General features: G+C 71.0%; 16 protein-coding genes. 11 read left to right on the top strand and 5 right to left on the bottom strand.

Going from position 1 to position 13,852, the window contains the following annotated elements; translation table 11 throughout:
- Positions 1 to 82: 82 nt before the first annotated feature.
- Positions 83 to 706, top strand: a complete 624-nt coding sequence (locus OH804_RS25735; protein WP_196920746.1) for an HAD family hydrolase — start codon at positions 83 to 85, stop codon at positions 704 to 706.
- 27 nt (positions 707 to 733) lie between these two features.
- Complete coding sequence (locus OH804_RS25730; protein ID WP_196920747.1) at positions 734 to 1,120, top strand: cold-shock protein; 387 nt, start codon at positions 734 to 736, stop codon at positions 1,118 to 1,120.
- On the opposite strand, the gene OH804_RS25725 is transcribed toward OH804_RS25730, so the two are convergent.
- Positions 1,081 to 1,929: a 1,4-dihydroxy-6-naphthoate synthase gene (locus OH804_RS25725; protein ID WP_196920748.1), complete on the bottom strand. Its 849-nt coding sequence runs from the start codon at positions 1,927 to 1,929 to the stop codon at positions 1,081 to 1,083. The two genes, OH804_RS25730 and OH804_RS25725, sit on opposite strands and share 40 nt — an antisense overlap.
- Before the next feature lie 333 nt (positions 1,930 to 2,262).
- On the opposite strand from OH804_RS25725, the gene OH804_RS25720 reads away from it, so the two are divergent.
- Positions 2,263 to 3,132 carry a helix-turn-helix domain-containing protein gene (locus tag OH804_RS25720; protein WP_406060027.1) on the top strand — a complete coding sequence of 290 codons (870 nt, stop codon included), beginning with the start codon at positions 2,263 to 2,265 and terminating at the stop codon, positions 3,130 to 3,132.
- Positions 3,133 to 3,175: 43 nt separating this feature from the next.
- Here the strand turns inward: OH804_RS25720 and OH804_RS25715 are convergent, their stop codons facing one another.
- Both OH804_RS25715 and OH804_RS25710 read right to left on the bottom strand, forming a co-directional pair.
- A complete protein-coding gene (locus tag OH804_RS25715) occupies positions 3,176 to 3,826 on the bottom strand; it encodes a futalosine hydrolase (RefSeq protein ID WP_406060025.1) in 651 nt (216 codons plus the stop codon).
- Positions 3,823 to 5,424: an MFS transporter gene (locus tag OH804_RS25710; RefSeq protein WP_406060023.1), complete on the bottom strand. Its 1,602-nt coding sequence runs from the start codon at positions 5,422 to 5,424 to the stop codon at positions 3,823 to 3,825. The genes OH804_RS25715 and OH804_RS25710 overlap by 4 nt, the downstream gene beginning before the upstream one ends.
- 88 nt (positions 5,425 to 5,512) lie before the next feature.
- On the opposite strand from OH804_RS25710, the gene OH804_RS25705 reads away from it, so the two are divergent.
- Positions 5,513 to 6,352 (top strand): DUF3027 domain-containing protein, encoded by an 840-nt coding sequence (locus OH804_RS25705; protein ID WP_231392488.1) that lies wholly within the window; start codon positions 5,513 to 5,515, stop codon positions 6,350 to 6,352.
- 36 nt (positions 6,353 to 6,388) lie between these two features.
- On the opposite strand, the gene OH804_RS25700 is transcribed toward OH804_RS25705, so the two are convergent.
- A complete protein-coding gene (locus OH804_RS25700; RefSeq protein ID WP_196920753.1) occupies positions 6,389 to 6,634 on the bottom strand; it encodes a DUF2530 domain-containing protein in 246 nt (81 codons plus the stop codon).
- A gap of 88 nt (positions 6,635 to 6,722) precedes the next feature.
- Between OH804_RS25700 and OH804_RS25695 the strand changes: the two genes are divergently transcribed.
- The 5 genes from OH804_RS25695 to thpR all read left to right on the top strand — a co-directional run bounded on the left by OH804_RS25695 (position 6,723) and on the right by thpR (position 11,326).
- A complete protein-coding gene (locus OH804_RS25695) occupies positions 6,723 to 8,201 on the top strand; it encodes an NCS2 family permease (RefSeq protein ID WP_196920754.1) in 1,479 nt (492 codons plus the stop codon).
- Between the two features lie 119 nt (positions 8,202 to 8,320).
- Positions 8,321 to 8,770 (top strand): MarR family winged helix-turn-helix transcriptional regulator, encoded by a 450-nt coding sequence (locus OH804_RS25690; RefSeq protein WP_030486369.1) that lies wholly within the window; start codon positions 8,321 to 8,323, stop codon positions 8,768 to 8,770.
- 72 nt (positions 8,771 to 8,842) lie between these two features.
- Positions 8,843 to 10,126: an MFS transporter gene (locus OH804_RS25685; RefSeq protein WP_406060020.1), complete on the top strand. Its 1,284-nt coding sequence runs from the start codon at positions 8,843 to 8,845 to the stop codon at positions 10,124 to 10,126.
- Between the two features lie 98 nt (positions 10,127 to 10,224).
- Positions 10,225 to 10,734: a hypothetical protein gene (locus OH804_RS25680; protein ID WP_196920756.1), complete on the top strand. Its 510-nt coding sequence runs from the start codon at positions 10,225 to 10,227 to the stop codon at positions 10,732 to 10,734.
- Positions 10,735 to 10,747: 13 nt separating this feature from the next.
- Positions 10,748 to 11,326 carry an RNA 2',3'-cyclic phosphodiesterase gene (gene thpR, locus OH804_RS25675; protein WP_406060018.1) on the top strand — a complete coding sequence of 193 codons (579 nt, stop codon included), beginning with the start codon at positions 10,748 to 10,750 and terminating at the stop codon, positions 11,324 to 11,326.
- On the opposite strand, the gene OH804_RS25670 is transcribed toward thpR, so the two are convergent.
- Positions 11,296 to 12,063, bottom strand: a complete 768-nt coding sequence (locus OH804_RS25670) for a helix-turn-helix domain-containing protein (RefSeq protein WP_196920758.1) — start codon at positions 12,061 to 12,063, stop codon at positions 11,296 to 11,298. The two genes, thpR and OH804_RS25670, sit on opposite strands and share 31 nt — an antisense overlap.
- Before the next feature lie 238 nt (positions 12,064 to 12,301).
- On the opposite strand from OH804_RS25670, the gene OH804_RS25665 reads away from it, so the two are divergent.
- Positions 12,302 to 12,967 (top strand): DUF4097 family beta strand repeat-containing protein, encoded by a 666-nt coding sequence (locus OH804_RS25665; RefSeq protein WP_406060016.1) that lies wholly within the window; start codon positions 12,302 to 12,304, stop codon positions 12,965 to 12,967.
- A 15-nt stretch (positions 12,968 to 12,982) separates the two neighbouring features.
- Complete coding sequence (locus OH804_RS25660) at positions 12,983 to 13,804, top strand: alpha/beta fold hydrolase (RefSeq protein ID WP_406060014.1); 822 nt, start codon at positions 12,983 to 12,985, stop codon at positions 13,802 to 13,804.
- Positions 13,805 to 13,852 lie beyond the last annotated feature (48 nt).

Raw genomic sequence — 13,852 nt, 5'->3', positions numbered from 1 at the left:
GTCTTTCCACGCTAGCCCGGCACCGGGCTTCCGCGCCCCTCGGACGTCCGGCCGACTGGCAGTAGCCGGTACGTTTCTCGACATGCCCGCACTGACCGTCGGATTCGACCTCGACATGACCCTGGTGGATTCCCGCCCTGGCATCGCTGCGGCGTACCGGGCGCTGACCGCGAGGACCGGTGTGCCGGTCGACGCCGAGCTGGCGGTGTCTCGGCTCGGGCCGCCGCTGCGGACCGAGATCGCGCACTGGTTCCCGCCGGAGCAGGTCGAGTCGGCCGTGCGGGTGTATCGCGAGCTGTACCCGGCGTACGCGATCACCCCGACGCTCCTGCTGCCCGGCGCGCGGGAGGCCATCGAGGCTATCCGTGCGCGGGGTGGCCGGGTGCTGGTCGTCACATCCAAGATCGGCCGGCTGGCCCGGTTGCACCTGGACCACCTCGGTCTCGCTGTCGACGAGTTGGCCGGCGACCTGTTCGCCGAGCAGAAGGCGACAGCTCTGCGGGAGCACGGCGCGACCCACTACGTCGGCGATCACGTCGCGGACATGGTGGCGGCGGCAGCGGCCGGGGTGCCCGGCATCGGTGTGGCGACCGGCCCCTGCTCCTCCGATGAGCTGCGCGCGGCCGGGGCGGAAGTGGTGCTGGACGAGCTCACCGAATTCCCAGCGGCGCTCGACCGGATGATCCAGCTAGCCTTGGAGCAGTAGCGGCTCAAGTGAAGCAGGGGTTTTCAGGTGCCTACGGGTCGAGTGAAGTGGTACGACACGGCCAAGGGATACGGCTTCGTCACGAGTGACGAGGGTGGCGACGTGTTCCTGCCCAAGGGGGCGCTGCCGGCGGGTGTCACCGACCTCAAGGGTGGCCAGCGGGTCGACTTCAGCGTGGTGGACAGCCGCCGGGGCGCGCAGGCCATGGGGGTCAAGCTGCTGGACGCGCCGCCGTCGATGTCGGAGCTGCGCCGTCGGCCGGCCGAGGAACTGCACGGCCTGGTCGAAGACATGATCAAGGTGCTGGAGGCCAAGGTCCAGCCGGACCTGCGCCGGGGTCGGTACCCGGACAAGAAGGCCGCGCAGAAGATCGCTCAGCTGGTCCACGCGGTGGCCCGCGAGCTGGAGGTCTGAGGCACCAGACCGGCGGTGGCGGCCCGGTCGAGCAGTGCCGCCACCGCGGCGAAACCGGCCTCGCCCAGGTCCGCGGTGAACTCGTTGACGTAGAGGCCGATGTGCCGGTCCACCACGTCGAGCTCCATCTCCTGGGCGTGCGCCAGCACGTACTCGCGGCTTGCCGCCGGGTCCGCCCAGGCCTGCCGGACCGACTCGCGGACCCAGCCGGCCGCCGCCTCCGGGTCGACCGCCCCACGTCGGGCCAGGATCGCGCCGAGGGGGATGGGCAGGCCGGTGTCGGCCTCCCACCATTCGCCGAGGTCGACAAGGGCGCTCAGGCCGTGCCGGTGGTAGGTGAACCGGGCCTCGTGGATGACCAGCCCAGCGTCGTAGCGCCCAGCAGCCACGCCCGGCATGATCTCGTGGAACGGGACCACCTCGATCCGGGCCGGTGGCCGCCCGGCCGACCAGAGCCGGAACAGCAGGTACGCGGTGGTCCGGTCACCCGGCACCGCCACCGTGGCACCGGTCAGGTCGGTGCGGTCCGGCCCGCCGTCACGGTCGCCCCGGGTGAGCACCAGCGGGCCACAACCGCGACCGAGCGCGCCGCCGCAGGGCAGCAGGTGGTAGTCGTCGAGCAGCCAGGGCAGCGCCGCGAAGCTCACCTTCACCAGGTCGAACGCGCCCTGCTCGGCCGCCGTGTTGGTGACGTCCACGTCGGCGTAGGTCACCTCGACCGGCGGCGCGCCGGGCACCCGCCCGTGCACCAGCGCGTGAAAGACGAACGTGTCGTTGGGGCAGGGCGAGATCGCCAGGGAGAGCGCCACACCCTCACGGTAGCCCCGCCCTCCGCCCAGGGTTCGCGCCCACCCCGCGACTGTGATCCGCGACCGGGACGATCGGCCCAGCAAGGTCGAGCACCTGACCCAGTCTTCCTTTGGAGCTGATGTCGTAGACGAATCGCGCCCAGATTCGGTGACTGTGGGCTCCGAGAGAGTGGTGAGGCCGCAACGACAGAGGTTGGTGATGTCGCAAACGATTCAGCTCCAAAGGGATCGCGGGAGTTAGTTCATCCACCGGTCGGCGAGGTTGTCCACAGCGTTATCCACAGCTCGGCGCAGGGTGTTGATAGCTCGCTGAACAGCCGGGAACATCGGACTGTGACCGAGGCGAGTGACCACAGCGACGAGGCCGACGGCGCCGATCTCGGCCCGGTGCTCCGCGCGCTGCGTCGGCGAGCCGACCTGAGTCAACGGCAGTTGGCCGAGAAATCCGGGGTGCCGCAGCCGACGCTGGCCCGGATCGAGTCGGGGCGGTCGGTCGATCCCCGATTCCGGACGGTGGAACGCCTCGTCCAGGCGGCGGGTGGGCAGTTGGCCATCGGCGTTCCACCATCCGTCTCCGGCGTTACCGAGCCCACGCCGGTTCCGCACGACGACATGCGGGACGGGGCAGACCGTCGGTACCCGGCTCACCTGGACGTCTGGCCGGTCCACGAGCCTCGGGACTGGCCCGGCGCCTGGTGGGCGGAGTGGTACAGGTTGCCGCCTGAGCGGTATCCACTTCCGCTGCCACCAGCCGCGTATGAGCTGAACCGGCGTTATCGGGACAACCGGCGGTGGGCCGCCGAGATCCGGCGGACCACGCAGGTGCGCCGGGTGGTCGGCAGCGACCTGCCGGCCACCTGCTGGCGGTACGTCGCCGAACTTCCCGACGGGAAACTGGTCGGTGAGCTGCGGGCCCACGAGCGGAGCCCATTCCTGGAGTACGGGGAGTGGCATCAGGACCAGCCGGAGCGGGAGATGGTGCTCGACGGCGTGCTCGTTGATCCCCGGTACCGGCGGTTGGGGCTCGGGCGTCGGCTGGTGACCGCACTGCTGACCGGGATGCGCGAGGCGGGCATCGACGACGCGGCCGCAGTCGCCGAGGGTTTCGGCACCGACCTGCTGTTGGCGTGCGGCTTCGAGATCGAGGCACGCCGAGCAGCCGCACTGCGGCTGGGCCACCGTGACAAACGCTGGTTCTCCTGAGCGCGCCGCCGGGTCAGCGCCGCGCCGGGTCGGCGGAGGCCGGTCAGCGCAGTGCCGGGGCTGCCGCGGTCAGGGCGGCCAGGGCTTCGCGCAGCCGCCAGGCGTCCCGGTCGCGCGGGCCGATCGGGTTGGAGATGGTGCGCAGCTCGGCGAAGGGCACCCCAGCCTGCGCCGCGGCGACCGCCACCCCGTACCCCTCCATGGCCTCGGCGACCGCTTCCGGATGCCTCCGGCGCAGCTCGTCGGTGCTGGCGGCGGTGCCGGTGACGGTGCTGACAGTGAGCACCGGACCGACCGTGGCCATCGGGAGGGCGGTCCGCAGCGCCGCCAGCAGGCCCGTGTCCGCCGGCACCCTGCCGCCGGCGCCGAGCAGCGCGGGCGGCATGCCCAACTCGTCGACGGGGATGAAGCCGTCGGGCGACTCGGCGCCCAGGTCGGCGGCGATGCTGGCGGTGCCGAGCACCGTGTCGCCGACCTCGGCCCGCCCGGTGAAGCCGCCGGCCACGCCGGCGCTGACCACCGCGCGGTACGGGCGACCGGCGGCCTCGGCCAGCGCCAACAGCCGGGCGGTGGCGGCGCCGGCGACGGCCGGGCCCACACCGATCGGGGTGACGGTCACTGTGGGGTCGGTCAGCCCGGCGCGGACCGCGTCCGCCTCGGCTGGGACCGCCGTCACCACCAGCAGGCCGGTCATGAGAGCGGGCCGGGGGACTCGCGGCGGGTGTCGTCGTCGGCCCCGCCACCCGGGCCGCCAACCGCCGACGACGGGCGGTAGATGTGGTAGCCCGGCGGGGCGAGGCTCGGGTCGTCGTACTGCGGTGAGCTGGTCTGGGCCGGTGCCGGTGAGGTGGGGGCGGGATCGCCGGGCTCGTCGGTCAACTCGTCCTCGGTCAACTCGTCGTCGCCGAGCGGCCGGCCGGCCAGCTTCTCGCCGCGCAGCCGGGCGGCGGCCAGCACACCCCGGATCGCGGCCAGGACGCCCACCCCGGCGGCGACGGCGATGCCCATCCGACCGTCGAACGGCACCAGCCCGAGCCCGCCGCCGGCGACGAAGGCGAGCATCAGCACCGTCTCGGAGTGGGCGAAGGAACTGGCCCGCAACCGTTCCGGGATGCGCTCCTGGATCGAGGCGTCCACGGCCAGCTTCGCTATCCCGCTGACCATTGCGGCGACCAGGCAGAGCAGGGCGACCATCACCAGCGAGAACTGGATGACGGCGAGCACCGCCACCCCGGCCACGATGATCATGCTGCTGGACTGGATGGCGGTCGGCCGGTGGATGCGCAGTCGGGTGCCGATGGCGGTGGCCAGGAAGGTGCCGACCGCGAGCGCGCCGCCGACCACGCCCAACGCCCACTCGGCGCCCAGATCCCGGCCGAACACCACTGTGGTCAGGTCGCCCTTCTTGATCGCGAAGGCGAGGAAGAGCAACAGGAAGCCGTAGAGCGCGCGCAGCGTCGCGGCGCCGATCAGGGTCGCGATCACCAGCCGGCCGGACGGTCGGCCCCGGCCCAGGGGTCGATCGCCACCGCGGCGGCCCAGCGCGCGCAGTGGCCGAGGGACCCGCTCCGGTGGCTCCGAGTCGGCCTTCGGTGGCAGCCGCAGGGAGATCACCATGCCGACCAGGAAGATCACCGACGCGACCCGTAGCGGCCACTGCGGCCCGAACCAGAACGCGGCCAACCCGATCGGCGCCACCAGCGCACCCGCGACAGTGCCGTAGACGCTGGCCCGGGCACCCACCTGGGACAGGCCGAGGCCCTCCGGCAACAACCGGGGCACCGCCGCGGAGCGGGCCACTCCGTACGCCCGGGAGAGCGCGAGCACCCCGAACGCGGCCGGATAGAGCCCGAAGCCGTGGATGTAGTCGGAGATCAACCAGGCCAGGAAGGCGCGGCCGAGCATCGTCGCGGCCAGGGCGTACCGCCGGCCGTGCCGGAAGTGATCCAGCAGCGGGCCCACCACCGGGGCGAGCATCGCGAACGGGACCATGGTCACCAGCAGGTAGAGCGCGACCTTGCTGCGCGCCTCACCGAGCGGCACGTTGAAGAAGATCGTGCCGGCCAGACCGATGGCGATCAGAGTGTCGCCGGCACAGGAGAGCGCGTGCAGGTCGAACAGGCGAACCATGCCGACCTCGCCACCGGCACCCCGGGCCCGGGCCCGACCGGCCCGGCGGGTCACCCAGCGGCCACTGCCCAGCGAACCGCGCAACAGCAGACGAATGGCGCGAATGCCGGTGCCGACGGTCCGCCCGAGGACGGAACGCCCGGAGCGGGAGTACGACGGCATGTCCACCATCCTCGCCCATCTGATCCGGGTACGCCCCACCACTGCTGGGAAAGGTTCCCCGGGAGTCCCTGTCACCCCTGCGAGGCGCATGGGGAACAATGGTCGGGTGACCAGGCCCGCCTCCACCCGTGCCGCCCGTCTCGACCAGGTCTGCGCCGCCGCCGTCGAGGTGGCCCGCGCCGGCATCACCGAGGTGGACGCCGACGATGTCGGCGACCACCTGCAGGTCGTGGCCGAGGGTGATCGACTGGTCACCCACTACTTCGAATGTCGCCTCGCCGGCTACAACGGGTGGCGCTGGGCGGTCACCGTCACCCGGGTGCCGCGCAGCAAGACGGTCACCATCTGCGAGACGGTGTTGCTGCCCGGCCCGGACGCGCTGCTCGCGCCCGGCTGGCTGCCCTGGCAGGAGCGGCTGAAGCCGGGCGACCTGGGTCCGGGCGACCTGCTCCCGACCTCGCCCGACGACGATCGACTGGTCCCCGGCTACCTGCTCTCCGACGACCCGGCGGTCGAGGAGACGGCGTGGGAGCTGGGCCTCGGGCGCGCCCGCGTGCTCTCCCGGGAGGGCCGCATCGACACGGCGCAGCGTTGGTACGACGGTGACCACGGCCCCGCCGCGGCCATCTCGACCGCCGCTCCGGCCGCCGCCCGCTGCGGCACCTGCGGCTTCTACCTGCCGCTGGCCGGCGCGATGCGGCAGGCCTTCGGGGCGTGCGGCAACTTCTACGCCCCCGACGACGGCCGGGTGGTGAGCGCCGATCACGGGTGCGGTGCCCACTCCGAGACGTTGATCGAGGCGGCCGAGACCGCTGTCGACGAGCTGCCCACGGTGTACGACGACAGCGCGGTGGAGGCCATGTCGGTCAGCCGGGCCGCGGGCTCGGTGGAGGCGGCTGAGCCGGCGGAGCCGTACGGGCACTCCTGATCGTCCGCGCCGGTGTGCTCCGGCGCGGTGCCCAGCTCACCTCGCGCGGCGGCGACGTCGGTTGGCGTCGTGCCGCATCATCACGGCGAGGCCCGGAAAGCCCCACAGGAAGCCGGCGAGGCAGGTCCAGAGCCAGTTCTGGTGACCGTGGTCGGTCAGCCAACCCCGGAAGAAGATCAGCAGGACCAGCCCGGCCACCGCCCACGCGACCAACCCGGCGAGGGCGAACGGCACCATCGGCGGGTCCAGGGGCGCGGGCCGCGGTGGCTGCTCGTTCGGCATTCGGCAAGCGTACGGGATCTACTTCCCCTGCCCGTCGACGATCTGGGACGATGCGCGCGACAACCGGAAGATCACCTGCGAGGACCTGATGGCAGTAGCGCCGCCCGAGAACGGCACACCTCCCAACCCCGCTCATCCGCGTAACGGTTTCGACCGGTTCTTCGAGATTTCGGCCCGCGGCTCGACGTTGAGCCGTGAGGTACGCGGTGGCCTGGCGACCTTCTTCACGATGGCGTACATCGTGGTGCTCAACCCGCTGATCCTGGGTGGCGCCGTCGACGGTGACGGCAAGAGTCTCCCGATTCCCGCGCTGGCTGCGGCGACCGCGCTGGTCGCCGGCCTGATGACCATCCTGATGGGCGTGGTCGGCCGGTTCCCGCTGGCGCTCGCCGCCGGTCTGGGCGTCAACGCCCTGGTGGCGTACGAGATCGCTCCCGAGATGACCTGGGCCGACGCGATGGGCCTGGTGGTGATCGAGGGCCTGATCATCGCGGTGCTGGTGCTGACCGGTCTGCGGACCGCTGTGTTCCGCTCGGTGCCGACCCAGATGAAGACCGCCATCGGCGTGGGCATCGGCCTGTTCCTGACCATCATCGGCCTGGTGGACGCCGGCTTCGTCCGGCGCATCCCGGACGCCGCCAACACCACAGTTCCGGTCGGCCTGGGCATCGGCGGCAAGCTGGTGAGCTGGCCGATGCTGGTCTTCGTGGTGGGCCTGCTGATCACCCTGGTGCTGGTGGTCCGGCGGGTGAGGGGCGCGATCCTGATCGGCATCCTCGCCTCGACGGTGCTCGCGGTGATCGTGGAGGCGATCGGCAACATCGGCCCGTCGTTCGTCAACGGTCAGCCCAACCCGAAGGGCTGGTCGCTGAACGTGCCGGAGCTGCCCAAGTCGGTGGTCGACCTGCCGGACCTGTCGCTTCTCGGCAAGTTCAACGTGCTCGACTCGTGGGGCAGGGCCGGTTGGCTGGTCGTGCTGATGTTCATCTTCACGCTGTTGATCACGGACTTCTTCGACACGATGGGCACGATGGTCGCGGTCGGCCAGGAGGGTGGGCTGCTCGACGAGCAGGGCACCCCGCCGAAGGCCAAGGAGATCCTGCTGGTCGACTCGATCGCGGCGGCGGCCGGCGGTGCGGCCAGCACCTCCAGCAACACGTCGTACATCGAGAGCGCCGCCGGTGTCGCGGAGGGTGCGCGGACCGGTGTGGCCAACCTGGTCACCGGCGCGCTCTTCCTGCTCGCGATGTTCCTGGCGCCGCTGGTCGTGATCGTGCCGTTCGAGGCGGCATCGACGGCCCTGGTGGTGGTCGGGTTCCTGATGATGACAGCGGTGCGGACGATCGACTGGTCCGACTACGAGATCGCCATCCCGGCGTTCCTCACGATCGTGCTGATGCCGTTCACCTACTCGATCTCCAACGGGATCGGCGCCGGTCTGATCACCTTCGTGGTGGTCAAGCTGGCGCGGGGCAAGGCCCGGGAGATCCACCCGTTGCTGTACGGGGTGGCCGCGCTCTTCGTGCTGTACTTCCTGCGTGGGCCGATCGAGTCCCTGGTGCTCTGAGCTGAGCTGCGTCCGGGCGGGGAGTCGATCGGGATTCCCCGCCCGTACCATCTGAATCCCCTCGTGAGCCTGGTCATAACGGATGTCGTTAGCCATGCTCATTAGTTAAGCTAACTACTGTGACGGAGCGGACGGTGACGGCGGAACGCGTGCCACCGGCGCAGCTGGCTCCCCAGCTGCGTGATGCGATCACCCGACTCAACCGGCGGGTCCGACAGGCCCGACCGGTCGGCGACCTCACGGTCACCCAGGTCTCCGCGCTCACCAGCCTGCGGCTGGCGGGCGCGATGACCCCCCGGGAACTGGCCGACGTGGAGCGGGTGCAGCCGCCGACGATGACCAAGATCGTCGGGAAGTTGGAGGACCGCGGCCTCGTGCGGCGGACCCCCCATCCGACCGACGGGCGGCAGGTCATCCTCGCGGCGACCGAAGGAGGGCAGGCCGTGCTCGACCAGTTCGAGCGGGCCCGCGACGAGTGGCTGGCCCACCGGCTGGCCGCACTCGACGAGGACGAACGGGAGACCCTGCAGAGGGCCGCCGAGATTCTTCAGCAGCTCGCTCGCGCCTGAGCCGCACCCGCGCCACCGGGTCCGTGCCGTCACCTGTCGATGACGCGTACGTCCGGAGGAGGCGCACCAAGAGTGCAGGCGAAGCTGAGCACGATGTTCCAGTCCCTACAGGTCCGCAACTACCGCCTCTTCGCATCCGGGCAGCTGATCAAGTTGATCGGCGTCTGGATGATGTTCATCGCCCAGGACTGGCTCGTCCTCGAGCTCTCCAACAACTCGGCGACCGCGCTCGGCGTGGTCACCGCCTGCCAGTTCACCCCGGTGCTCCTGCTCACCCTGCTCTCCGGTCGGCTCGCCGACCGGTACGACAAGCGGGTGTTGCTCTTCGCCGCCAACGCCTTCTGGAGCCTCCTGGCGCTCGGCATGTCGCTGCTGGTCCTCACCGATCTGGTGCAGCTCTGGCACGTCTTCGCCTTCGCCGCGCTGCTCGGCACTGCCAACGCGGTGGAGACCCCGGTCCGGCAGGCGTTCGTCTCCGAACTGGTCGGCACGCCGCTGCTGCCCAACGCGCTGTCGCTGAACGCCGCCGTGTTCAACTCCGCCCGGATCGTCGGCCCGGCTGTGGCCGGCCTGGCCATCGCCGCGTTCGACGTGGGCCCGGTCTTCCTCTTCACCGCTGTCAGCTCCATCGCGCCCCTGGTCAACGTGGTCCGGATGCGTACGGCCGAGCTGCACCGCGATGCCCTGCTGCCCCGCGACGAGCGGGCGTCCGCCCGGGTCGTCGACGGCCTGCGGTACGTGTGGCGTCGCCCCGACCTGCTGCTGCCAATGGCGATCATGTCGGTGATCGGCATGTCGCTGTTCAACTTCCAGCTCACCCTGGCCGCGCTGGCGAAGACGGTCTTCCACACCGGTGCCGCCTCCTTCGGCCTGTTCAGCACGGCACTGGCCGTCGGCGCGCTCGGCGGCGCGCTCAGCGGCACCGGTCGGCGTAGCCGCCCGTCGGTGTGGCTGGTGCTCGGCGCGGCGATCGCCTGCGCCAGCTTCGGCACCCTGGTCGGCCTCTCCACGGCGTACTGGCTGGTCGTGGTGCTGCTGGTGCCGACCGGCTTCTGCATGGTCTTCTTCGCCCAGGCCGCCAACCAGCGGATCCAGATGGGCGTCGACGCGGCCTTCCGGGGACGGGTGATGGCCCTGTGGGTGCTGGTGTTCCTGGGCACCAACCCGGTCGGCGCGCCGCTCATCGGCTGGGTCGCGGAGCACTACGGTGCCGGTGCCAGCATCTGGATGGGCGGGCTCATCTCGCTGGCCGCCGCGGTGATCGCCCTCACCTGGCAGCTCCGCCACTCCGGTGCCCGGCTGCGGTTCCGGGTTCTGCCGATGCCCCGTTTCTACGTCACCTCCGCCGACTGCTGAGAGGTTTACCACCGGCGCCGGCCGCGTCCGGTTGCGCGGATCGCGCGGATGCGGCGAAACCGGTGGCGGGGTGGCACGGTGGGGCTTAGCGTCGATACGTGGGAGTCGGACGCGCGCTGATGCTGGCCCTGGCGTTCCTCGCCGTGGCCACTCTGCCGGCGGCGTTCGCCCTGCTCTTCTGCTACGACGAGATCCTCGACCGGGTGGTCTGCGGCTGGTCCGAGTGGCGTGACCGCCGCCGGGAGAAACGCACCATCGCCCGTCTCGACCGGGCCATCGAGGCCGACGCGCTGACCCGGGACATCGACCTCAGCGAGTTCGACAGCGCTGACCGCCGGCCGCTGGAGCAGCTCGCCGCCGACCTGCGCCGTCTCGGCGGTCAGCGGGTCGGCGGCAGCGGTCGCTCGATGGTCTGGCACAGCGCACTGCTCCAGGCGTACGACGACCGGCTTCGCCTCGCCTGCCGCGCCCTCGGCATCGCCGAGCACCTCGCCGAGCTGGAGGGCGTCGATCAGGAGATCGAGCGGGTCCGGGTGGAGGGCGTTCTGCACGCCGCCGGGCTGGCCCTGCCGGCGGCCCGAGCTGGGCTCCGGCAGCGGCACCGCTGAGCGGCCGCACACTGTGCGACTCTTCGTCGCGGTCCGCCCGTCCGTCCAGGCGGTCAATCACCTTGGCGCACAGGTCGCCCGTCTGCGCGTCGCGGCGGCGACCGCCGCTGGCGTCAACGTCCGGCTCGCCGAGCCGGCCGACCTGCATCTCACAGTGGCGTTCCTCGGCAGCGTCGAGTCTGACCGGCTGGTCGAGGTGGAGAGTGCGCTCGGCCTGGCCGCCGAGCGGTTCCGGGACGGCCGGAACGCCGCACCCCGGTTGAGTCTCGGCGGCGGTGGCCGGTTCGGTCGGGGTCGATCCACAGTGCTGTGGGTGGACCTGCGGGGGGAGGTCGAGGCGTTGCACGTGCTGGCCGGGCTGATTCGGTCCCGGCTGAGCCACGGCCGGCTGCCGTGCGACGACAGGCCATTTCGGCCGCACCTGACCGTCGCCCGGCCCGGCGACCGGATGGACCCGGCCGACGTCGAGGCCGACCGGGCCAGCCTGGACGGGTACGAAGGGCCATCGTGGCCGGCGTCGGAGCTGGTGCTGGTGCGCAGCTACCTCGGCGGCCGACCGCGCTACGAACGGATCGCCGCCTGGTCGCTGTGACCCGGCGGCACGTCGCTGGTCGCTGTGGAAGGCCTGCTGCGGAGAACCTCGCGGGCCTGTCCGGCGGCGCGGGTGATGCTCTCGCTGATGAAGTCGAGGAAGCGGGCGATGTTCTCCAGCCGGGCGGCGGCGGGGGTGTGCGCGCCGAGGAGAGCGACGCCCTGGCGTGCGGTCGCGACGAGATGGTCGTTGGCCCGAGCACTGGCGATCGTCGCCTGGTAGAAGAGCTCGTCGTCGATGACGTAGCGGTCGCGGCGGCGTTCGTCGCGTTCGCGGCGGACGAGGCTCTGGCTCTCCAGGAAGGTGATCGCCTTGGAGATCGACGCCGGGCTGACCTGGAGGCGCTGGGCGAGCTCGGACGCGGTGAGACTGCCCGAGTCGGTGAGGAACAGGTTGGTCAACACTCGGGCACCCATCTTGTTCAGACCGGAGGCCATGAGGACGGTGGTGAACGTCTCCTCGTAGTCGGCCACGGCCTGGGCGTCGCGTCCGTCTGGGCGGCCGGCCGCCTCGACCCCACGGGAGGGGGCGGGCTTGCGCCGGTGGGCGCGGCGCTCGGTCGCGCGGTGGGCCAGATCGGCGCGGTAGCCGGTGGGGCCGCCGTTGCGCATCACCTCGCGCGTGACAGTCGAGGTGGGACGGTCGAGGCGTCGGGCGATCTCGGCGTAGGGGAGGCTGTCGGCCAGCCCCAGCGCGATCTGCTGGCGTTCCTGCTGGGTGAGCCTGCCTCCCGGCATCGCGATCTCCCTCGTGGTCTCGTAGGGCGGTGGCCCCAGACCCCGCCACCATAGCGTTAACTCACACGCCAATGCAACGTAAACGTCAGCGACGTTGCATTAGATCTAGGGCTGTTGCAACAACTTCATGGCTTTGAACAGCTAAAACTCTGCTTAGCTGCAACAAGGGTGTTGCAAAAACTGGAAAGCAACGTAGCGTTTCCCACATCAGAAACAAGCACCGACCTGGGAGAGCACGATGCAGACGTTCGCCACACCCGCCCCCATCTCCGCCGTCCTGGACATCCCCGCCGGACGCATCCAGCTCATCGCCGCGGACCGCTCCGACACCACCGTCGAGGTCCTCCCTGCCGACCCCGCCAAGAGCAGCGACACCAGGGCCGCCGAGCAGACCACTGTCACCTACGCCGACAGCGTCCTGCGAATCACGACAGCACGTCCCATCAACAAGCTCTTCGGCCCCTCCGGCTCCCTGGAGGTCACCGTCCAGGTGCCCGCCGGCTCCCACGTCCAGGCCAGGGCCGCCAGCGCCGAACTTCGGGGCGTCGGCCGCCTCGGCGACGTCGCCGTCGACGGGGCGTACCGGGAAATCAAGATCGACGAGGCCGCGAGTGTCCGCCTCACCGCCATCGACGGCGACGTCGAGGTCGGCCGGCTCAACGGCCCCGCCGAAATCAGCACCGCCCGGGGTGACATCACCGTCGCCGAGGCCATGCGCGGCACAGTCGTCCTCCGTACCCAGTCCGGCGACATCTCGGTCGTGGCGGCGGCCGGCGTCTCGGCCGCCCTGGACGCCGGCACCGGCCACGGCCGTGTCAGCAACTCCCTCAAGAACGACGGCACCATCGAGCTCGACATCCACGCCAGCACCATGCAGGGCGACATCAACGCCCGCAGCCTCTGAAAAGGACGGATCGAGATGACGAACAACAGCATGACCTCGACCAGCTCGGCGTGGACCGGCATGGTGCCGGTCGACGACACGGCCCTGGCCGTCACCGACACCGGCGGTCCCGGCATCCCCGTGGTCTACCTCAACGGCCAGTTCGCCACCCAGGGGTACTGGCGGCGCGTCATCGCCGACCTCGGCACCGGGTTCCGGCACATCACCTACGACGAGCGGGCTCGCGGCAGGAAGTCGAAGCGCTCAGCCGACTACTCGTTCGAGGCTGCCGTCCGGGACGTCGACGCCGTTCTCGCCGCCCGAGGGGTGCACCAGGCGGTGCTGGTGGGCTGGTCCTACGGCGCGGTGGTCGGAGCGCACTGGGTCAACCGGAACCCGGAGCGGGCCCTGGGCGCGGTCCTTGTCGACGGCGCGTTCCCCCACGACTGGCTCGACGAGGCCATGGCGCAGCGGATCCGCAAGATGTTCCGACGGATGAACCTGTTCATGCCGCTGCTGCGCCCCACAGGCCTGACCCCCCGGATGAGCGCCGACCAGATGGCGGACAGCAACATCGAACTCGGCGAACTCTCCCGCGAGCGGGAACTCGGCCCGGTGCTGGACGCCATCACCGTCCCCGTGCGGTACGTGGTCGCCTCCGGAACGTCCCTCGGCAGCCGTGGGGACGAGCAGGAGCAGATCCGGACCAGCCTCGACGCGGTGACCGCCCGCAACCCGCACATCACGATCGGCGCGAAGGTCGCCAGCAACCACGGAGCGATCCTCAAGAAGGACTTCGCCGCCGTCGCCGACGCCGTACGCGGGGTCGCCGCCCCTCATCGCAACGGCATTCGGTGAGGTCCGGACGCTCGCGTCGACGGGTGCACACTGTCACCCGTCGACGCG

It is taken from the genome of Micromonospora sp. NBC_00860 (genome assembly GCF_045207375.1).
GTDB classification, from domain to species: Bacteria; Actinomycetota; Actinomycetes; order Mycobacteriales; family Micromonosporaceae; genus Micromonospora; species Micromonospora vinacea.
The sequence above is the reverse complement of the archived record's forward strand: the minus strand, read 5'-3'. Positions and strand labels throughout refer to the sequence as shown.